We start from the raw sequence: 20,356 nt of genomic DNA on the forward strand, positions 1-20,356 counted from the left end.
GTTTTGGGTTTTACTTTATATAAACTGCAGCTTTACTTCTTTCAAAAATTTTTCTTCAAGTAGCTTTACAATTCGCTTTACCACGTTTCGACGAATTTCGAGCTCTACGGGTAGATTGGGGTCTTGGTGCGCTATGTTTATTTTCGTCCCTACCACAAAATCGATAATGTCATTTTGTAGGATAAGGTTGACAATTTCCGCAGCAGGTCCCTCTCCAACTGCGTCGCCAGGGACGTAGTTTTCTAAAATCTCGGCAACCTTTCCAATTGTTAAGATCCCTTCTGTTATCAGGTCTACGCTAGGCATGCTCGATGATGGCGGTAGCCCCGATTTTCCAATATTGATATTAACCTCTATCTCCTCTCCAAATTCGCGGGCAAGTATTTGAGCGGTAGTGCCTCCACAAATTACCTTTTTGCCATTGTGCGACTTAACTATCGATGCCAAAAACCTATCTTTTTGCTCGTGAAATGGCGGTCCCGTACAAATCAACAAATGCCTAGGTTCCCTGAAGTAGACAACCGCACACGTGGTGTCATCCTTGGGAATGTAGATGTCGTTTATTTCGGCTTGACGCACAATCTTTCGGGATAATGCGGTGGCAGAACGGTTGGGCTTCCCTTTTAGCTCTTTAAGTATAAACTTTTGAACCTCTTCGTCTCCCCAGCCAAAAGGCATTTGCATGGTTCCCATTCCCGATTGGGTTACGCCATCGGAGTAAAGCACCATCCGATCTTCCTTTTTGGCATGGAAGTGGGAGCGGTACATCACCTTTTTTCTTCCGCTTTCCTCCCCAAGAACGATCGCATCCTTTTCGGGAGTGATGATTTTACCTCTTCTGATTAGCGCGTAAGATGGATTGTCATATTCAACCACATGCGTTTCTCCATCCGATTCGATATCGACGATGGTAAATGTTGCATAGCTAATCTTACGCTCGCTATCTACAGGTAGCGTTTTCATTATGGTCTGAGCAATCCTATCTATGGGCTCCTTAAGCAAGGTGTAGTTAACGGCCATTGAAGAGGTTAACGATGCTAGTACATTCGCCTTTACACCACTTCCTAGACCGTCTGATAGAACCATTACAATTCTGTTTTCCTCCTTTATTTTTTTAGTAAGGAAAACATCACCGCATACAGGCTTCCGTTTGCAGTTGTTCTGCCACATGTCTACCTCTATGAAAAATGGGCTATCCTTCACGGCTTTCGTCTATTTGGTATGCTTCCAAGATGGTATTCAGCATCGATTCTGTTTTCGATGCGTTTTCTCCAAGTAGGTAAGCTATTTTCTGTACGGTTTCAAGGTTTTCTTGAATAACCTTTTGGGTACGTTTAATAATTTCATCATTCCGAACTTCTGGGTTGATGAGGTCGCGCATAATTCCACAAACAATCTTGTGCTTCAGCACCGTAAATACGGAAACCTTTAATATTTTTCCGTCAAAACGCACGTCTCTTTCGAGGATGTCATTTCCGGTTGCTATTACAGACGAAAAAAGTTTATGGAATGGGACTAACTTTGCTGCTGCTGCACCTTCGAGTCCTGGGTTGGCCTCATAAATCATTTCGATTTCGGATCCCATCATTTTGGCAAAGCTTTTATTGGATTCGATAACCTTCATGTTTTCATCTACCAAAAGAATCCCTGATGGTATTTTTTGAAGGAGTACCGTTGCCTTATCATGGGCAACCTTGCGCATGTATGATGCGCACATGTTGCGTTCTGCTCTACCATCAAGCAGTGCAGCGGCAAAATCACGGCAGCTTTCGTAGCCGCATCCTCCGCAGTTAATTTCATCTTTAGACGAAAGTTTTCCTATTGCGCTAAGCGATTCCGTTAGATCAGCCTCGGCATGCTGCCTTTTTTGAACTGGATAAATACTGATAAAACTACGACTAATATCAATTTGTGGTGTTTCAGCAGCAGCCTTGGCATCTCTAATGAATAGCTCGGTTTGTATTTTATATCGCTTGGTAGCGGTTGAATCTTTTTCTGAGGTTCCGGGTCCATGTATACAACCTCCTGTGCAGGCCAGTAACTCTAAGAACAGTTTTTTGCGAGGATCCCAGCCTTCGATATTGTGGAGGGTTTGGCGTACGGCATCGGGTCCAGAGAAATTCATAAAGATGGCCGTGTTGGAGTCGGAATTTTGAGCAACCCCAGCCACCATTCCTCCGTCAAGCGGATATATAGCACCAAGATGGGCTACATTGGGCTCGAATGTATCTTCAGTGTCGGGAATAAGATCGAAGTCGACACCTTCTTCTTCTAGCCAACTTTTTAAATCTTCAAAAGTTAGGGCTACATCAATTATCGATGAAAAATCATCGCTTTCTCGCTTTTTTGCAATACAAGGTCCAAAAAATATTGTACGAACATCATCTCCGTACCATTCCTTAATCAACTTTCCATGTGCAAGCATTGGAGAATGAACCGGAACTATAGAATCCCTTAAATGAGGGAAATATTTACAGATGAGCTCGACAACAGAAGGGCATGCCGATGAGATGAATACGCCACTATCCTTATCTTTAATGTAGCTTGCTGTTTCCCTTGATACAACTTCTGCTCCTAAAGCGGTTTCTGATACTGCTTTAAAACCAAGCATCTTTAGCGCTTTTACTATTTTGGTAGATGAAATGTTAGGAAACTCGCTGATATAGGAAGGTGCAATGGATGCAACCACATTGTTAGAGTGACGTAAAATGGCTTGAGCCTTGCTGATGTCGTTTCGAACTTTTTTTGCTTTTGCAGGACAAATTGTAACGCAATGCCCGCAGTACATGCAGCGCTCCTCTATAATGGATGCCATTCCAAGGCCAACCTTGATAGCCTTAACAGGACATTGCCGAATGCACTTGTAGCAATCTTGGCAGTTGTTGGCTTCAGTATAGATAGGAGCAGTCTTGTTCATTGCTATGCGTTTAGCGATTTTTCAATTAACTTAATGGCCTCGGCCGCACTTACTTTTTGGTATACGATTCCGTTAATGGTAAGCGTAGGCCCGTTGCTGCAAAGGTTAGAACAAAGCTTTCCTTTGAAGTTGATTTGTTCGCTCAGGCGGTTATCCGCAATATAACTTTTGATAATCTCAAGAGAATCACGATTTCCTCTCGAGAAGCAGGAGCTACCTAGGCATATCAAAACGTCTACCTTTTTCATGCTACCTTTTTTGTTTATCAAGTAGTTCTTTTATTCTTTTTATCCCTTCAGATAGCTGGCTTACGTCCGTGGATTTTATACATAAAACCTCATCGGGAAGCGTTAAATCTATCTCTGTGGTGTTGAGGATTGCTTTGGCGCCAGCTTTTATTGCTGCACTTGCTGCGGTTTGGCTCATCTCCCTGTTGGTGGCAATAACCATTAATGTTATGTGCATACGCTCTGCGAGACTGTTGATTCTATCACAACCAAGAACCTTTACCCCCTCTATTTCGTAAGGTTCGTAGTTGCTTGACGGGTCAAATGCCGCTACTACCCTTATTCCTTGCTCTGTTAACGCTTTACTTGTAATAATTGCTTTCCCATGAGTCCGGGTACAAATGAGAAAGACTTCGCTGTAGCGTTTTACCTCCAAGTAGGTTTCTAGTACATTTATCACGTTACTTATTGGCTGTTCTTCCGTAATATTAAATACGCCAAGCAGGTGTAAGTCTTTTAGTACAACATCCTTCTTGATGCTAAGAGCAATCGCCATTTCACTGGGTGCAAAGTTTAACCTCCCTTTTACCTTCCAGTATTTTAGGAAGGTAAGATAGCGAGTTGCTCTTTTTTGGAATTCAGTATTAAGTATGTGACCTATTGTACTCATTTCTGTTTGTAAAATAACAATAGGTGTGCCATTGGTTTCAACATGTTGATTGATAGGTATGTATTTTTGTTGTTTTATTGCATTTGTTATTGTGTTATCAGTATGTGTATAAAAATAAAACAGATGTTTAATTTTGTTTGTGTTTTAAAATTAAACAGTGGTTTAAAATAGTACATATGGGTATAAAAAAAATAGGCCGAAGCCTATTTTTATGTGCATTGATTGAATTGACTAAGCTGGATGAATTGCTTCTACTGGGCAAACATCTGCACAAGTTCCACAATCGGTGCAAACTTCAGGGTCAATTTTGTACATATCACCTGCAGAGATTGCCTCAACTGGGCACTCATCAATACATGTACCGCAAGCGGTGCAGTCGTCGCTAATTTTGTAAGCCATTACTTTTAATTATTTGGTTAAACTTATAAGGGTTTACGCTTCGACAAATTTAAGTTGAATTATGGTAAAGCAAAAGTAAAACGACCAAAAAATACCAACATGTTGGTATTTTAATTTTTCGGAAGCTTTTTATTGCTAGTTCATCCGGTTTTTTATTTATCTCATCTTTTGCTAATCAGGATGTTCTATGCCAACGCCTATATTCTAACGTTGGTGGGCTACTCCTCAAGAAGCGTTTCGGCGGCGAGTACCATTGCCAAAGCTCCTGTTTTTAGGGCTTCCTCATTCGCTATAAAGCCTCCATTATGGAGTACGCCTGTCGACTCTTTTACACCTCCAACTCCAAGCCTGAAAAATACAGAAGGGTAGTTGTTGCTGATGAATCCAAAGTCTTCCGTGGTCATTCGGATATCCAAATCAATCGTATTTGCCTGTCCGATATTTTCAATAAAACAGTTGCGGAGCTTATTGGTGATGGAGGCGTTGTTAATTAAGCACGGATAGCCTTTGCGGATATCTACGATTGCGGTTGTGTTATGTGCCTTGCAGGTTTGTTCTATAATTTGAGTGATATGCTGATGCGCCTTTTCTCTCCATTCCTCGTTCATAGTTCTGAATGTTCCTTCTAGCTTTACGGAGGAGGGGATAATATTGGTGGCCCCGTTGGCAATAAACTTACCTATGGATAGCACCGATGGAATGCGCGCATCTCCTTTGCGGGCAACTACCTGCTGCAGCGCAACAACTACGCTAGATGCGGCCAAGACCGTATCGTCGAAGGTGTGAGGTAGCGCAGCATGGCCCCCTTTTCCTTTTATCTCTACATGTATTTCGTCGCCAGAGGCCATGTACATTCCAGGACGGAGTCCTACTTTCCCCGCATCTATTTCAGGAGATACGTGGAGAGCCGCAAATGCTTCTATGTTTTTGTCATTTAAAATACCCGACGAAAGAACTAGGCTGGCTCCTCCTGGGAAACTTTCTTCTCCGGGTTGAAACAGCAGGTAGATTGTTCCTTTTATGTCAGATCTAGTAGCCCAAAGTATTTTTGCTGCATATAGTAGTGTGGCAGTATGGATGTCGTGACCGCAAGCATGCATAACACCCTTTTTTAAGGAGGCAAAAGGCAGGTTGGTTTCTTCTTGGATAGGAAGTGCGTCGATATCCGCTCTAAGCCCAATGCTTTTTCCCTTTTCACCACCTTCAATGACCGCAAGAATTCCAGTTTCTGCTACTATGTTATAGGGTATACCGATCTCGTCGAGCACGCTTGCTATATATGCTGAGGTTTGGTACTCTTCGAAAGAAAGTTCGGGGTGTTGATGCAGGTGGCGCCTATGGCCTACAGCCCAATTAAAGTGGGTGTTGATATTGTGCTTTAGCAGTTCTTTGTTTATCATTGTAGAGCATTAAAAATTACAAATGCTGAAAATTGATTGCAAATCTACTTACTTTTACAAGACGATTTGTACGCTAACAGCGTTAGTAGTTAAATACGAGGGTTTCATAGGTTGTAAATGTAGCAAAATGATATAAGAATCAGCTATGAAAACCTTGCTATTACATTAAAAAATAGTTGAATATGATGAAGAAGTTTTTGTCATTAGTTGGAATTTTACCTGTTTTTGTGGGGATGGTATTTGGACAGGCTCCCAAGTCGGTGATAACTTTTACTCAAACATCTTTCGATTTTGGGCAGGTTGAAGAAAAGGGCGGGCCCGTTTCCCATTCTTTTGTGTTTACAAATACCGGAAAGGTCCCTTTGATTTTGACGAATGTAGTTTCATCTTGTGGATGTACTACACCCGAGTGGCCAAAGGCTCCAATTCTTCCAGGAAAGAAGGGGAATATCAAAGTTACTTTTGATCCATTAAATCGCCCAGGTCCAATTGATAAAACGATTACTGTATCCTCGAATGCAGCGAAGCCTTTGGTGGTTTTGTCGCTTAAAGGGGCCGTGAAGGAGAGAGCAAAAGATGTTGCTGATGAATATCCAAGAGCCATTGGAACCTTGAGAATGACAACTGCTCACCTTCCTTTTACCCGAATAAATCCGAATGATATCGTGACGAATAAGTTGGGGATTATTAATACAGGAAGCAAGGCTATTGCGGTGAAAATTTCGGGTATTCCTGCGCATTTAAAAATTGATGTTGTTCCGTCTACGCTCAAGCCAAATGAAAAGGGGAATATTGTTGTAACATACGATGCTGCAAAGAAGAACGATTGGGGTTTTGTGGTTGATAATATGACCGTGATGGTTGATGGCAAAGTGTTGGATGATAGCCGATTTACGGTAAGCGCTACAATTGAGGAGGATTACTCAAAAATGACACCTGCTGATATGGCCAATATGCCAACCGTGAAGTTTGATCAGACCACCTACGATTTTGGAAATGTTGATGAAGGTAAGCTTGTGGTTCATGAGTACCAGTTCTCAAATATAGGAAAGACAAATCTTATTATCAGAAAAATAAACACAAGCTGTGGTTGTACTTCTGTAGCTCCTAGCGGAACTGTTATAAAGGCTGGAGAGTCTGGTTCCATTAAGGTTAGCTTTGCTACCTCTGGTTATAGTAACAGGCAGGGGAAAACGGTAACCGTTTTGACAAACGATCCGAAGAATCCAACAGTAATTCTTCGTTTAACCGGGAATGTTGTATCTAAGTAGTATAGTTTGAAAGATTAGTCTTTCGTTAAAATAGCAAGAGTCTGGTGTTTTACCAGACTCTTGTCTTTTTGTGAAGAACCTAAGGTTACAATGCTAGGTTCTTTTAAGATTTCGACCGATGTTTGCTCTGTAAAAGAGTAAACATCTTACTTGCTGCGAACGTTTTATATCAGCTCTTCTTCTCAAATAGCGCTCTAAAATCGTTTCCTGTTGGATTTTGGAAAGGAGATAGCTTAAACTCTGGAAGAACAGACCACAGATGTTCAAGAATCGCCGATTTTACTTCCTCAAAGTCATTGGCGTCTTTCTTTTTCGAGAAGCAGATATATTCTACTGGTACTCCATTGTCAAGTGTTAGCTGGTAGCGAACTAGCAATGCTAAGTTTTGGTTGATTTCAGGGTTGTTTCGAAGCGATAGCTCTACATATTTTCGGAATACGCTAAGGTTTGAAGGGCGCGTTCCCATGGTGATTTCATGTTCTCCGTTGTTCTCAACCTCCTCGTTAATCGCGATATTCGCTCTTATTTCTGCAAGATATGGGCGGAGAATTGGAAACTTTTCTAAGTTTTTAAGCAGCTCATCGCTACAAAGGCGTACCGTATTAACATCTACGTAGATGGAGTTTCTGAATCGGCGTCCTTCTGCAAGTTCCATTCCTCTCCAGTTTTGAAAACTCTCGGAAACTAGCGCATAGGTGGGAATTGAGTTGATCGAAAAATCCCAGTTTTGAACCTTTACAGAGGTGAGGCTTATGTCCATTACTTTTCCGTCAACCTTTCTGTTGGGCATCTCTATCCAGTCGCCAATCTTTACCAAGTCGTTAGCCGACAGCTGAACTGAGGCTACCAACCCCAAAATGGTGTCTTTGAATACCAACATTAGCACAGCTGCAAATGTTCCTAATCCTAAAAATAGGGATGACGGATTTTTACCAATTAGCACCGCGATAATAACGATGGATCCAACAAAGTAGACGATAATCTTCCCAACCTGAATATAACCTTTGATGGAACGATCTTTGGCCATTTCTGTAGTCATGTAGATGTCGTTGGCTGCTGATAGGAATGCATCTAACGTCCACATTACGACGAATATAGCGTAGCATTTAATCACTACATGGACAATTTCGTAGTAGATCGAGTTGAAGTCGGTAAGGGCAATTTCTATTAGGTGGTAGGCGATTAGGGCGGGTATCAGGTTGCTCAGGCGCCTAAAAACTTTACGTTCTACAAGGTAGTCGTCCCAAAGCGATTTGGTGCGCTTGGTAATTAGGTTGATTACTTTTAGAATAATCGCGTCGGTAAGAACTTTTGCGAGGTAGGCAACGAATATGATGATAATGACACTTGCTGCTACTCGGGTAAACATGATAATACTTTCAGGAACTCCCCACTTTGCTAGGAGATCTTGAAACTGATGTATTAAATTTCCACCTTCTGATGCTGCTATTTCGGCCTGTTTTGATAATGAATTCATATTTTATTTACTTTTAGACACTACACAAAAATATTAAAATGAAAAGAATACTCCCTTTAATTCTAATAATTTGTGCCTTTTTAACAGCAGAATCGAAGGCTCAAATTCGTTACGATGATTACTTCACCAGCAAGTCTTTACGTATAGATTTTTTGTTGGCAGGTGATTGCAGCTACCAGAAAGTTTTTATCGATAAATATTCGGAGGAGCCCATTTGGGCTGGAACTCGAACAAACCTTATACCTTCCTTTGAGTATGGGGAGTATCAGTTTAGGGCTTACGACAAGGCTTCAGGGACGGAAATTTTTCGTTATGGATTTAGTACCTTATTTATGGAATGGCGTAGTACGCTAGAGGCGAAGTCTGTACCAAGGGCTTACCCTCAGGTTGTTACAATGCCTTACCCTAAAAATACTATTGAGGTGGAGTTTTTTGAACGTAACAAGGCTGATGGTAAATGGGTTTCCATGCTAAAAAGTACCATAGATCCTGCTAGCATGTTCATTAGTAAGGAGTCAAAGGCTAGCTATCCAAGGGTGAAAATCGTGGATGGAGGCACTCCCGAAAATAAGGTGGATATGGTTTTTGTTGCAGAGGGATACACTAAGGATCAAATGGCGAAGTTTGAAAAGGATGTTCGTTTTATGGTTGACTATTTTTTTCAGCGCGAGCCATATAAATCGCGCAAGGGAGATTTCAATGTTTGGGCTGTGATGTCGCCATCAGAAAGCGTCGGACCCGACAATCCTGGCAAGAACTACTGGAGTCGTACTCCCATGGCGTCGACCTTTTATACTTTTGGAACAGATCGATACCTAACTACCTCCGACTATAAAGCTGTTCGTGATGTGGTTTGGGATGTGCCTACTGATGCTATTTTCATCCTCACCAATACAGAGGTTTATGGAGGTGGTGGTATTTACAACTACTATGCCATGGCGTCGTCCGACAATCGTTATAGAGGAGAGGTGATGATTCATGAGTTTGGCCACTCGTTTGCGGGATTGGGCGACGAATATTTTGATTCGGAAACAGCCTATGAAGATTTCTACAACCTAAAGGTTGAGCCTTGGGAGCCTAATATTACCACATTGGTAAACTTTGGCGCTAAGTGGAAAAATATGCTTCCAGCCAACACTCCAATCCCAACGCCAGTAGATCTTACTCAGCCTCGAAAGTTGGGAGTTTATGAAGGAGGTGGATATATGTCAAAGGGGATTTACCGTCCAATTGATAAATGCCAAATGAGGGTAAACACCAAAGATGGATTTTGTCCGGTATGCCAGCAGGCCATCTCTAACGCAATAGACTATTTCGTAAAGTAGATAGATGCAGGAGAGATGCTTGCTGTCTCTTTTTTATCATAATTGTAGCGTTCAATCAAAATATTCATATATAATGGTTTGGTTGAACGTTTGTTTTTTGATGTTATCAAAAGGAGCGGATGTAGTAAGTTGCACCAACGTAAGGTTGCTCTATAAAGATAGTACTTAAAAGTATCAGCCTTTAGGTATATAGTTGTAGCAATTCGTTTTAAAACCTGTATTAGGGGGGGCTAGATAGCATGGGAAGTAACTAGGAAACGGATTGCCTTTTTATATCGCCATTTGGCATTCTCTTATGTTTACTAAAATGGATGCGTAAATTCGAAAACATAAGCTATTTTTGGCCGATTATTCGGGATGGATTATGTTCACCGTTTTTTACGCGCCTAGCAGTAGTCTTGCTCTGTCTTCCGTTTGATGCAAGCTATGAAATACGGGATTCATCCAACAACTAAGGGGGGCGCTTGTTGTTACCCTGCATTATAAGGAAAACGAATGGCAAATATTAAAATTACCGTTGACACTCCGCTCGAACAGGTTGAAGAACTTCTGAAGGGAACGCTGGTTGATAATTTGGGTATTAGGATTACGGAATTTGACCAAGGCAGGGTAGTTGCAACGATGCCAGTGGATCATCGCACCATTCAGCCTGCGCAGATTCTTCATGGTGGAGCAACGATTGCGCTTGCCGAAACCGTATCAGGGTTTGGTTCTATGCTGCTGATCGATGGTGATAACGAAACATCAAGAGGAATACAGCTCTCTACAAGCCACATTTCTAGCGCTACTTCTGGGTTTGTTACTGGAATTGCGACTATTGTTCATAAAGGACGTACTACCCATATTTGGGATGTAAACGTGTATCAAGAGAAACGTTTAATTTCGGTTATTCGTGTAACCAACATGATAATAAAGGATAATAATGGGAGTGTTTCAAAGTAAATACGCCCATCTTTTAGATAGGTTGGTGGAGCATGGTATCAGTTTTGCTTGCTACTTTTTGCCAAATGCTACAGAACCAACGTTGGTTGTAGAAGACGCACCAGCTATTTTAGATGGCTATCATCAGCTGAATGGTAAGCACGGTTTTGTGTTTGCGCCTTTCAACGCTAGCGAGGCTAATCCGATTGTTCTTTTCCCTTCGGGAAGGGTAGCGTCTGGTTTTAATGTGGATATAGATGTTTCTGCTGATGGAAAGGGTTTGGTTTCTTTCACATCCGAAAACTCAACCTCCTTTACCTGCTATAGTAAGACCTTTAGTTGCTTTATGGAGCAGCTAAAAGCTGAACGATTTGCAAAGCTTGTGCTTTCTCGTAGGCAGGTGGTAGAACGTAACGAACAAAGTGTTGGATCTTTATTCTTAAAAGCCAACAGCTCCTACCCATCTGCGTTTACCTATTTGGTAAATGCGCCTCAATGTGGGTTGTGGCTTGGCGCCACTCCCGAGTTGCTACTCAGGGGGCGTGATGAGGTCTTTCAAACGGTGGCACTAGCAGGGACAATGCCTGTGGTCAACGGAATTTCCGATTACCAATGGAACGAAAAGAATAGGGAAGAGCAACAGATGGTGACCGATTATATTGCAGATCAACTTGCGAAATGTGGAATTAACAATGTTGATATTGAAGGTCCCATAACTGTAAAGGCTGGAGCCGTGGTGCATCTTAAAACGCAATTTGCGTTTAGCTGCAATGAAGATATAAATCTTGGGAAATTGGTGGAAACGTTACATCCAACTCCTGCTGTTTGTGGTCTTCCTAAAGAGGATTCGTTGCGCTTTATCGTAGAGTCCGAGTCTCACGATCGTAGTTACTATACTGGTTTTGTGGGGGTAATAAGTAATAATCGGGAAACTGATTTATATGTAAATTTGAGGTGCATGAAGGTGACCCAAAATCAGCTGATTCTTTTTGCCGGTGGAGGAATAACCTCCAAGTCAATAGGAGAGAAGGAGTGGGCAGAGACGGAGCATAAGCTGCAGACTCTACTTTCTATAATACCATAGACGATAAAATGTATTCTAACAAGCAGAATATTCAGCAACTTTTATCTTTGATGCTAGAGCATGGCGTTAAGCATGTAGTGCTTTCTCCTGGTTCTCGCAATGCGCCGCTTATACATTCTTTAAATCAGCATCCATCTTTTACCTGCTATACAATTGTGGATGAGCGTAGCGCTTCCTATTTTGCGCTGGGCCTTATTCTTAAGTTGCACCAGCCGGTTGCTATATGCTGTACCTCTGGTACGGCACTACTCAACTACAGCTCGGCAACAGCAGAGGCATTCTATCAGAAGTTGCCGTTGTTGGTAATATCTGCAGATCGTCCTATTCACTGGATTGGCCAAGCTGATGGGCAAACGATCAATCAAAAGAATGTGCTTGTAAACTTTGTTCGCAAGAGTATTACGCTTCCCGAAATTTATAACGATGATGATAAATGGCTTTGTAATCGTCTTGTCAACGAAGGGCTTTTGGCTCTTACCGTTGGCGATATCGGTCCTGTTCATATAAACATTCCTCTTTCAGAACCGCTTTACGAGTTTACAACCGAACACCTTCCTGTTGCTCGCAAAATTGAGAAAGTGGAAGGACGGAAGGAACTTCCTTCTTCGTATTTGGAGGCATGGGGAGGATTTAAAAAGCGAATGCTAGTGGTAGGGCAGCACCTGCCAAATGAAAAATTTTCAGCAGCGATTAAAGCGCTTGCTCTGCGAGGTGATACGGTGATCATCGCCGAACATACGGCAAATTTATCTTCTTCTTCGTCTGTAGCCTATCTCGAACAGATTCTAACATCCCTAACAGGGGATGAAGAAAGCTGTTTTGCGCCAGATTTGCTGCTGACTGTTGGAGGGCATATAGTATCGAAGAAGTTAAAGCTGTTTTTGCGAAAAAATAGACCTGTTGCGCATTGGCATGTAGGAACAGAGGTGGTTGATACCTTTCAATCGTTAACCAATTTGATAGATGTAGATGCCACCTCGTTGGTGGAGGCCATTGCTTCTGAAGAGTTGGGCGATCTTACTTACAATAATGTATGGAATATTCGGAGTAAGGTTATAGGGACAATGGCGGAAGAGTATCTTGCTCGTGCTTCTTATTCTGATTTATCGGTATTTAATGCCATATTTAAATCGATGCCAAGCAATATTAGTCTGCATTTAGGAAATAGTACGCCAGTTCGCTATGCGCAGCAGTTTGTGCTTCCCGATAATGTTAGAGTATTCAGCAATCGGGGAACAAGCGGAATAGACGGTGTCGTGTCTACGTTTGCAGGATATTCTGTTAATACAACCGAACTGTCTGTGCTTCTCATAGGAGAACTTTCTTTTTTATATGACTCGAATGGATTATGGAATCGTTACTTGTCGCCTAATTGCCGGATTGTAGTAATTAATAATGCGGGAGGAGGTATTTTTAGGTTAATCGATGGTCCTTCTCGTTCGGATGCATTGGAGGAGCATATTGAATATTCCCACAACCAGTCAGTAGAGAATATTGCAAAAGCATTTGGCGTGCGATATTTGTCGGCAAGCAGCCAAGATGAGGTAGAGATGCAGGTTGCCAAACTTTTCGATTGTACCTTGCAGCAGCCCACGCTTCTCGAGATTTTTACTCCATCTAAGGTAAATGCTGCTATTTACAAAGGATATTTTGAACATCTTAAAACAAAATAAAAACAGCAACGACTATGGCTGATAAAAGAGAATGGTCTACAATTAAAGAGTATGAGGAAATACTTTTTGATTACTTTGAAGGTATTGCAAAGATTACCATAAACCGTCCACGCTATCGTAACGCGTTTACGCCAACTACCGTTAGCGAGATGAGCGACGCGCTACACATTTGTCGCGAGGATCAACGCATCAATGTAATTGTGCTTACAGGTGCTGGCGATAAGGCATTTTGTGCTGGTGGCGACCAAAATGTGAAAGGTATTGGTGGCTATGTAGGTAAAGATGGTGTTCCTCGCCTTAATGTGCTGGAGGTTCAGCGCCAAATTCGTTCGATGCCAAAACCCGTAGTGGCAATGGTAAATGGGTTTGCAATTGGTGGTGGGCACGTGCTACACATCGTTTGCGACCTTTCTATTGCATCTGAGAATGCCATTTTTGGACAGACAGGTCCTAAGGTTGGTAGCTTTGATGCAGGGTTAGGATCGTCCTATCTTGCCGATATTGTAGGACAAAAGAAAGCTCGAGAAATATGGTTCCTTTGCCGTCAGTACAGCGCGCAGGAAGCGCTACAAATGGGATTAGTTAATAAGGTTGTTCCTTTCGATCAGCTCGAGGATGAGGTGGTGGACTGGTGTCACCAGATGATGCAGCATAGCCCAATGGCTCTTCGCATGCTTAAGTTGGGAATGAATGCGGATCTTGACGGTCAGGTAGGACTACAGGAGTTTGCTGGTAATGCAACGCTTCTTTACTATTTAACAGCAGAGGCTCAAGAAGGTAAGCATGCCTTCCTTGAAAAAAGGAAACCAGATTTTCATAAGTTTCCAAAGTATCCATAGTAAACTAAAAGGAGGACTACTCCTTACTAGTATAGATAAAAGCCGAGATTCCTCGGCTTTTTATGTTTTATTGCATCAATTTGCCCTGTAATAGGGGATTTATAGGGCTGTAAAGGGGATTTTTAATCTCCTCTTTTCTTGTGTTTTTGCTGCAAGTGTTTGGTTTATAGGTTTTAATGTGTTGTTGTGCTAACGTGATAAAAAAAGGAGTCCTATTATGATATGTAATTGATGGTGCTTTTAAACATAAATATTGTAATCAAAAAGATATTTTTAACTTATACCTTTGTATTGTTCTTTTAGCAGATCCATTTCAACTGGACGTGCTTCTAGAAAAAAACAGAAAATTGCCCATTACTGGAATAGTTATTGTGAATAAAATAACAGATTCAGGAAGGACAAGAAGCTGTTCGAGCAGGCATCGATGTTTTCGGGATGTAAGCGGGTTGTGCCATTTTTCTCGCTCGATTTATTTACTGAGTTTTTGTAGGCGATTGCGCCATTTAACCTGTAGATCTTATAGGCAGTTAGGTATTGCCCGAGAGATGATCTACCGGGCTTTTTACATCCTTTTGGGTCGAATTGATTCAAACAACACTGACCAATTTGCCGCTTATGCGGCTGAAAAATAGTTGCTATGACAAAAGAACAATACATCGAAAGTTTAAGGAAACTCAACCTAAAGGTTTATCTTTTTGGAGAACTTATTGAGAATCCTGTTGATCACCCAGTGATTCGTCCTTCGTTGAACTCTGTAGCCATGACATACGAGCTGGCTGAAATGGAGGAGTACAAGGATATCATGACTGCTACATCTAACCTAACAGGTAAGAGAATCAACCGTTTTTGCCACCTTCACCAAAGTCCAGAAGATTTGATTAAGAAGGTTAAGATGCAGCGTTTACTAGGACAAAAAACTGGAGCATGCTTTCAACGTTGTGTTGGAATGGATGCGTTTAACGCAATCTATTCAACCACTTTCGAAATAGACGAAAAATGCGGTACTAACTACCACCAACGTTTTGTTGAGTACATGAAGTTTGTACAAGATAACGACCTTACCGTTGATGGTGCTATGACCGACCCTAAGGGGGATAGAGGCCTTTCTCCTTCTCAGCAGGAAGATCCAGATATGTACCTTCGAATTGTTGAAGAGCGCAAGGATGGTATCGTAGTTAGAGGTGCTAAGGCTCACCAGACTGGTGCTGTTAACTCTCACGAGCACCTTATCATGCCAACTATTGCCATGAAGGAAGAAGACAAAAATTATGCGGTAGCATTTGCTTGTCCTTCTGATGCTGAAGGTATTGTAATGATTTACGGAAGACAATCTTGCGATAGCCGTAAGCTGGAGGCTGGTGCTGACATCGATTTGGGTAACTCTCAATTTGGTGGACACGAGGCGTTGGTAATTTTCAACGACGTATTTGTTCCTTGGGAGCGCGTATTCCTTTGCAAGGAGTATGAGTTTGCAGGAATGATGGTTGAGCGTTTTGCTGGCTACCACCGTCAATCTTACGGAGGATGTAAGGTTGGTGTTGGTGACGTTCTTATTGGTGCTTCTGCTCTAGCTGCTGACTATAACGGTGCTGCTAAGGCTAGCCATATTAAGGATAAGCTTATCGAAATGACTCACCTTAACGAAACGCTATACTCTTGCGGTATTGCTTGCTCTTGCGAAGGAAAGAAGACTAAGGCTGGTAACTACCAAATCGACCTTCTTCTTGCAAACGTTTGTAAGCAAAATGTAACCCGTTTCCCATACGAAATTGCTCGCCTTGCCGAGGATATCGCAGGTGGAATTATGGTAACCATGCCTTCTGAGCAAGATTTTAGAGATAAGAAGATTGGTCACTATGTAGAGAAATACCTAAAGGGTGCAGTTGGCGTTGATACCGAAAACAGAATGCGCGTACTTCGTCTTATTGAAAATATCACCCTTGGTACTGCTGCTGTTGGATACCGTACAGAGTCTATGCACGGAGCTGGTTCTCCTCAGGCTCAACGTATCATGATTGCCCGTCAAGGAAATATTACAGGCAAGAAAGAACTTGCCAAGAAGCTTGCTAAGGTAGACGAAACAAAAAATCGTAAGTAGGCCACCACAAGCATTTTTTAAACCACATAATATCAGGTGCCGTTCCTTCCTTGTGGAGGACGGTACCTTACTAAGTCCAGAAAAAGGAAATCCTTTGAATGCTCCAGAAAGGGAGCAAAAAACGCATAAAAATGGATTGGCAAACGGTATATCAACAGAAGTTGACAGCTGCAAGTGAGGCAGTAAAAGCAATCAAAAGCAACGATCAGCTGGTATTTGGACATGCTGCTGGTGCGCCTGTTGAGATTGAAAAGGCCTTAGTTGCAAATAAGGATAGCTATAGCAATGTTCGCATCTTCCATATGGTTAGTCTAGGTCCTGGCGAATACGCTAAGCCTGAGATGGAAGGGCATTTTATACATAATACCACCTTTGTAGGGGGCAACACCCGCAAGGCTGTCGAAGAAAATAGGGGCGAATTTATCCCTTGCTTCTTTTATCAGGTTCCCGAACTTTTTAAAAGCGGAGAGGTGCCTGTTGATGTTGCAGTGATTCATGTTTCACGTCCAAATGCTGAAGGGTACTGCAGCTTTGGGGTATCGTGCGACTACACTAAGCCAGCAGCCGAAATGGCTAAGATCGTAATTGCTGAGGCAAACGATAAGATGCCTTTTGTTGGTGGCGACAACCTGATTCATGTCTCTAAAATTGACTACATCGTAGAGACTTCAAACCCAATCTTTGAGCTGCCATCTCCAAGAATCGGAGAGGTGGAGCTGGCTATTGGTCGCCATTGTGCGAACTTGGTTGAAGATGGTTCTACGCTACAGCTTGGCATTGGAGGTATTCCTGACGCTGTGCTTATGTCGCTTAAGGATAAAAAGGATTTGGGTATTCATACCGAAATGTTTTCCGATTGCGCGGTAGAGCTTATCGAGATGGGCGTTATTAATGGAAGTAAAAAGTCAATTCACCAAGGTCAGCACGTTTCTACTTTCCTAATGGGGGGGGAAAAGTTATACGACTTTGTGAATAACAACGATAAGGTAAAATTATTCCCCGTAGATTACGTTAACCACCCAACGGTAGTAATGCAGAACCACAAAATGGTTTCCATCAACTCGTGCATCGAGGTAGATTTGATGGGACAGGTGGTTTCTGAAGCTATCGGTCTAAAGCAATTTAGTGGAGTGGGCGGACAGGTAGACTACGTACGTGGTGCAAGCATGGCCGTTGATGGAAAGTCGATCATGGCTATGCCATCTACAACTGCAAAAGGTACAGTTTCGAAGATTGTGCCATTTATTGCAGAAGGGGCTGCCGTAACTACCTCACGTAACGATGTGGACTACGTTGTTACGGAGTTTGGGGCTGCCAAGTTAAAGGGAAAGACCCTAAAGGAAAGGGCGCTAAGCCTAATCGCAATTGCGCATCCAGACTTTAGAGACTCGCTTATGGTTGAGTTTAATAAGAGATTTGGACGCAAGTAATAATATAAGGATAGGAGATATCGCTTTGCAATTTTTCAAGTTAAAAACCAGAATAAGCAAGTTTGACGATTTTGGAGGCTTTGCCCAAGATTTCAACTTGTCGGATAAAGATTTAGTTATTACCAACGAGTTTCTTTATGAGCCTTTCATGAAGCCACTTAATCTTCCCTGCCACTTTGTGATGCAGGAGAAGTACGGTTTTGGAGAGCCTTCGGACGAGATGATGAACAGCATCTTGAACGACGTGAAGAAGCTTGATTTTAATCGTGTAATTGCAGTTGGAGGTGGTACTGTAATTGATATTTCGAAGCTTTTTGTACTTAAAGGGCTTACCAACGTGGTTGATGCTTTCGAGCGTAAGATCGAGCTGGTAAAGGAGAAGGAGTTGGTTATTATTCCTACTACCTGCGGAACAGGTAGTGAGGTTACCAACATCTCTATCGCCGAAATTAAGTCGAAGCAAACCAAAATGGGGCTTGCCGTAGATGAGCTACTGGCAGACGACGCGGTGCTTATTCCAGAGCTTCTTCGTGGTCTTCCATATAAGTTCTACGTATTTAGCTCAATTGATGCGCTAATCCATGCTGTAGAGTCGTTCGTTTCTCCAAAATCGAACCCATACACTCAGATTTACTGCAAGGCAGCCATTGAGAGCATTCTTGACATCTTTGTAAAGATTGGTCAGCAAGGACCAGAATACCGATTCGAGCGCTTGGAAGATATGCTAGTTGCTAGCAACTACGCTGGCATTGCTTTCGGAAATACCGGAGTAGGTGCAGTTCACGCTCTATCGTATCCACTTGGAGGAAACTACCACGTTCCTCATGGCGAAGCGAACTACCAGTTCTTTACCGAAGTGTTTAAGCTGTACAACAAAAAGAATCCTACAGGCTGCATTGCTGAAGTTAATAAGCTAATGGCAGATAAGCTGGGAACTACCACCGAGAATGTTTACAACAAGCTCGAGGAGGTATTAAGCGCTCTTCTTTCGAAAAACAAGCTTAGCAGCTACGGAATGAAGGAAAGCGAAATCGAAGCGTTTACGCAAAGCGTATTTGAAAAGCAAGGACGTTTACTTGCCAACAACTACGTTGAATTGTCTAAGGAAGAAGTAAGTGAAATTTATAGGTCTTTATTCTAAAACCGGTCATAAAAGTAAGGTGCGTTATGGAAATTAATGAAATGCTACTTAAAGCAAGAGCCGCTCAGGCAGACTACCAAGAAAGGTTTAACCAAGATCAGGTAGATGAAATAGTAAAAACCGTTGCAAAGGTAATCTTTGACAATGCTGAGCCACTAGCTCGCATGTCGGTTGATGAAACCGGAATGGGAGTTTATGAAGATAAAGTAGCAAAATGCCAAGGTAAGTCTAAGGGCGTTTGGTTAGACCTTAAGGGCAAAAAATCGATGGGTATTCTTAGCATCGACGAGGAAACTAACCTAATTGAAATTGCTAAGCCAATTGGTGTTGTTGCGGGAATCACCCCAATGACCAACCCAGTGGTTACCCCAATGTCTAAGATCATGTTTGCTCTTAAGACAAAGAATGCGATCATCATTGCGCCACACCCAAAGGCTAAAAAATGCTCGGGCTATGCCGTTAAGCTTATTAACGACGCCATTGCTCCATTTGGTGTTCCAGAAGGATTGGTTCAAATCGTAGAAGAACCATCTATCGAGAAGACTCAACAGCTGATGGAAGCTTGCGACGTTGTTGTTGCAACCGGAGGTATGCCAATGGTTAAGTCGGCTTACTCTTCAGGAAAGCCTTCGTTTGGTGTAGGTGCTGGTAACGTTCAGATTATCTTAGACCGTTTTATCGATTTTGATGATGCAGCCAACAAGGTTATCACTGGTCGTACATTCGACAACGGTATTATCTGCTCTGGCGAGCAAAGCTTCATCTATCACGAAGATGATAAGAAGGAGGTTTTTGAAGCATTCAGAAAGCACGGCGCTTATTTCACCACCGACGAGGAGCACGATAAGATTGTTAATGCCCTATTCGAAGACGGACATATTGCCCGCGACGTTGTAGGTCAATCTGTAGAATATATTGCTAAGAAGGCTGGTATTACCCTTCCTGCTGGCACGCGCGTAATCGCTGTTGAGGCAAGAGGTATTGGCAATGCCGATATGATTTGCAAGGAGAAGATGTGCCCAGTGTTGGCTTGCTTCGCTTATAGCAACTTCGATGAGGCTATCCATATTGCTAAAACTAACCTATTCCTAGAGGGTAGCGGTCACACTGCTGGTATCCACTCTAACAACCAGGGTAACATCATTAAGGCTGGAACTGAGATCTCTGTTTCTCGTTTCATCGTTAATGCTCCATCTGCAACAACTGCTGGTGGTTCTATCCAAAACGGGTTGGCCGTTACCAACACGCTTGGTTGCGGAAGCTGGGGTAACAACTCTATTTCAGAGAACTTTACCTACAAGCACCTTCTAAACATTACTAGAATTGCTCCTCTTTCAAAGAAGATCGCAGTTCCTACTGACGAGGAAGTTTGGCTCTAAAAAGCCCTTTACACCTAAATCACCAATTTTGACATAATACTATGCTGCTGCGTTACGCAGCAGCATAAATTTTAAGATCGGCTACCCCACACCAAGTAGCAATCT

General features: G+C 42.3%; 17 protein-coding genes. 10 read left to right on the forward strand and 7 right to left on the reverse strand.

The genetic code is table 11. The features are described from left to right. Positions 1-15 precede the first annotated feature (15 nt). The 6 genes from L990_RS11560 to L990_RS11580 all read right to left on the reverse strand — a co-directional run bounded on the left by L990_RS11560 (position 16) and on the right by L990_RS11580 (position 5,613). Positions 16-1,203 carry a SpoIIE family protein phosphatase gene (locus tag L990_RS11560; RefSeq protein ID WP_047449276.1) on the reverse strand — a complete coding sequence of 396 codons (1,188 nt, stop codon included), beginning with the start codon at positions 1,201-1,203 and terminating at the stop codon, positions 16-18. Beyond that, positions 1,193-2,917, reverse strand: coding sequence for a [Fe-Fe] hydrogenase large subunit C-terminal domain-containing protein (locus L990_RS11565; RefSeq protein WP_047449279.1), 1,725 nt, complete (start codon positions 2,915-2,917; stop codon positions 1,193-1,195). Before L990_RS11565 ends, L990_RS11560 begins: the two co-directional genes overlap by 11 nt. Before the next feature lie 2 nt (positions 2,918-2,919). Further along, positions 2,920-3,165, reverse strand: coding sequence for a (2Fe-2S) ferredoxin domain-containing protein (locus tag L990_RS11570; RefSeq protein ID WP_047449282.1), 246 nt, complete (start codon positions 3,163-3,165; stop codon positions 2,920-2,922). A gap of 1 nt (position 3,166) precedes the next feature. Beyond that, positions 3,167-3,814 (reverse strand): hypothetical protein, encoded by a 648-nt coding sequence (locus tag L990_RS11575; protein ID WP_047449285.1) that lies wholly within the window; start codon positions 3,812-3,814, stop codon positions 3,167-3,169. A 231-nt stretch (positions 3,815-4,045) separates the two neighbouring features. Continuing rightward, on the reverse strand, positions 4,046-4,213 hold the full coding sequence (locus tag L990_RS19705) for a DUF362 domain-containing protein (protein ID WP_081981691.1): 168 nt from the start codon (positions 4,211-4,213) through the stop codon (positions 4,046-4,048). A 218-nt stretch (positions 4,214-4,431) separates the two neighbouring features. After that, the gene (locus L990_RS11580; RefSeq protein ID WP_047449288.1) at positions 4,432-5,613 is read right to left on the reverse strand and encodes a M20 family metallopeptidase; all 1,182 of its coding nucleotides are present in this window, start codon (positions 5,611-5,613) and stop codon (positions 4,432-4,434) included. A 182-nt stretch (positions 5,614-5,795) separates the two neighbouring features. Between L990_RS11580 and L990_RS11585 the strand changes: the two genes are divergently transcribed. After that, positions 5,796-6,884, forward strand: a complete 1,089-nt coding sequence (locus L990_RS11585) for a DUF1573 domain-containing protein (protein ID WP_047449290.1) — start codon at positions 5,796-5,798, stop codon at positions 6,882-6,884. A gap of 169 nt (positions 6,885-7,053) precedes the next feature. On the opposite strand, the gene L990_RS11590 is transcribed toward L990_RS11585, so the two are convergent. Continuing rightward, entirely contained in the window at positions 7,054-8,361 is a 1,308-nt protein-coding gene (locus tag L990_RS11590; protein WP_081981692.1) for a mechanosensitive ion channel family protein, read from the reverse strand. Positions 8,362-8,399: 38 nt separating this feature from the next. On the opposite strand from L990_RS11590, the gene L990_RS11595 reads away from it, so the two are divergent. From L990_RS11595 to L990_RS11635, 9 genes are all read left to right on the forward strand, one after another. Further along, a complete protein-coding gene (locus tag L990_RS11595; RefSeq protein WP_047449293.1) occupies positions 8,400-9,686 on the forward strand; it encodes a M64 family metallopeptidase in 1,287 nt (428 codons plus the stop codon). Positions 9,687-10,181: 495 nt separating this feature from the next. Continuing rightward, complete coding sequence (locus tag L990_RS11600; RefSeq protein ID WP_052180942.1) at positions 10,182-10,628, forward strand: PaaI family thioesterase; 447 nt, start codon at positions 10,182-10,184, stop codon at positions 10,626-10,628. After that, positions 10,609-11,691: an isochorismate synthase gene (locus tag L990_RS11605; protein WP_047449295.1), complete on the forward strand. Its 1,083-nt coding sequence runs from the start codon at positions 10,609-10,611 to the stop codon at positions 11,689-11,691. The genes L990_RS11600 and L990_RS11605 overlap by 20 nt, the downstream gene beginning before the upstream one ends. An 8-nt stretch (positions 11,692-11,699) precedes the next feature. Next, positions 11,700-13,364, forward strand: coding sequence for a 2-succinyl-5-enolpyruvyl-6-hydroxy-3-cyclohexene-1-carboxylic-acid synthase (gene menD, locus L990_RS11610; protein ID WP_047449297.1), 1,665 nt, complete (start codon positions 11,700-11,702; stop codon positions 13,362-13,364). Positions 13,365-13,378: 14 nt separating this feature from the next. Next, positions 13,379-14,203 carry a 1,4-dihydroxy-2-naphthoyl-CoA synthase gene (menB, locus tag L990_RS11615; RefSeq protein WP_047449299.1) on the forward strand — a complete coding sequence of 275 codons (825 nt, stop codon included), beginning with the start codon at positions 13,379-13,381 and terminating at the stop codon, positions 14,201-14,203. A gap of 637 nt (positions 14,204-14,840) precedes the next feature. Continuing rightward, positions 14,841-16,301 (forward strand): 4-hydroxyphenylacetate 3-hydroxylase family protein, encoded by a 1,461-nt coding sequence (locus L990_RS11620; RefSeq protein ID WP_047449302.1) that lies wholly within the window; start codon positions 14,841-14,843, stop codon positions 16,299-16,301. Between the two features lie 131 nt (positions 16,302-16,432). Beyond that, positions 16,433-17,731 (forward strand): acetyl-CoA hydrolase/transferase family protein, encoded by a 1,299-nt coding sequence (locus tag L990_RS11625; protein WP_047449387.1) that lies wholly within the window; start codon positions 16,433-16,435, stop codon positions 17,729-17,731. A gap of 25 nt (positions 17,732-17,756) precedes the next feature. Further along, positions 17,757-18,872 carry a 4-hydroxybutyrate dehydrogenase gene (locus L990_RS11630; RefSeq protein ID WP_047449390.1) on the forward strand — a complete coding sequence of 372 codons (1,116 nt, stop codon included), beginning with the start codon at positions 17,757-17,759 and terminating at the stop codon, positions 18,870-18,872. 26 nt (positions 18,873-18,898) lie between these two features. Continuing rightward, positions 18,899-20,251 (forward strand): aldehyde dehydrogenase family protein, encoded by a 1,353-nt coding sequence (locus L990_RS11635; RefSeq protein ID WP_047449305.1) that lies wholly within the window; start codon positions 18,899-18,901, stop codon positions 20,249-20,251. The last annotated feature ends 105 nt before the right edge of the window (positions 20,252-20,356 follow it).

The sequence above is a fragment of the Alistipes sp. ZOR0009 genome (assembly GCF_000798815.1).
Lineage (GTDB): Bacteria > Bacteroidota > Bacteroidia > Bacteroidales > ZOR0009 > Acetobacteroides.

Coding starts and splice junctions, on each gene's coding strand:
- L990_RS11565 (WP_047449279.1), bottom strand. CDS start 2,917: ATGAACAAGACTGCTCCTATCTATACTGAAGCCAACAACTGCCAAGAT.
- L990_RS11570 (WP_047449282.1), bottom strand. CDS start 3,165: ATGAAAAAGGTAGACGTTTTGATATGCCTAGGTAGCTCCTGCTTCTCG.
- L990_RS11575 (WP_047449285.1), bottom strand. CDS start 3,814: ATGAGTACAATAGGTCACATACTTAATACTGAATTCCAAAAAAGAGCA.
- L990_RS19705 (WP_081981691.1), bottom strand. CDS start 4,213: ATGGCTTACAAAATTAGCGACGACTGCACCGCTTGCGGTACATGTATT.
- L990_RS11580 (WP_047449288.1), bottom strand. CDS start 5,613: ATGATAAACAAAGAACTGCTAAAGCACAATATCAACACCCACTTTAAT.
- L990_RS11585 (WP_047449290.1), top strand. CDS start 5,796: ATGATGAAGAAGTTTTTGTCATTAGTTGGAATTTTACCTGTTTTTGTG.
- L990_RS11590 (WP_081981692.1), bottom strand. CDS start 8,361: ATGAATTCATTATCAAAACAGGCCGAAATAGCAGCATCAGAAGGTGGA.
- L990_RS11595 (WP_047449293.1), top strand. CDS start 8,400: ATGAAAAGAATACTCCCTTTAATTCTAATAATTTGTGCCTTTTTAACA.
- L990_RS11600 (WP_052180942.1), top strand. CDS start 10,182: ATGGCAAATATTAAAATTACCGTTGACACTCCGCTCGAACAGGTTGAA.
- L990_RS11605 (WP_047449295.1), top strand. CDS start 10,609: ATGGGAGTGTTTCAAAGTAAATACGCCCATCTTTTAGATAGGTTGGTG.
- menD (WP_047449297.1), top strand. CDS start 11,700: ATGTATTCTAACAAGCAGAATATTCAGCAACTTTTATCTTTGATGCTA.
- menB (WP_047449299.1), top strand. CDS start 13,379: ATGGCTGATAAAAGAGAATGGTCTACAATTAAAGAGTATGAGGAAATA.
- L990_RS11620 (WP_047449302.1), top strand. CDS start 14,841: ATGACAAAAGAACAATACATCGAAAGTTTAAGGAAACTCAACCTAAAG.
- L990_RS11625 (WP_047449387.1), top strand. CDS start 16,433: ATGGATTGGCAAACGGTATATCAACAGAAGTTGACAGCTGCAAGTGAG.
- L990_RS11635 (WP_047449305.1), top strand. CDS start 18,899: ATGGAAATTAATGAAATGCTACTTAAAGCAAGAGCCGCTCAGGCAGAC.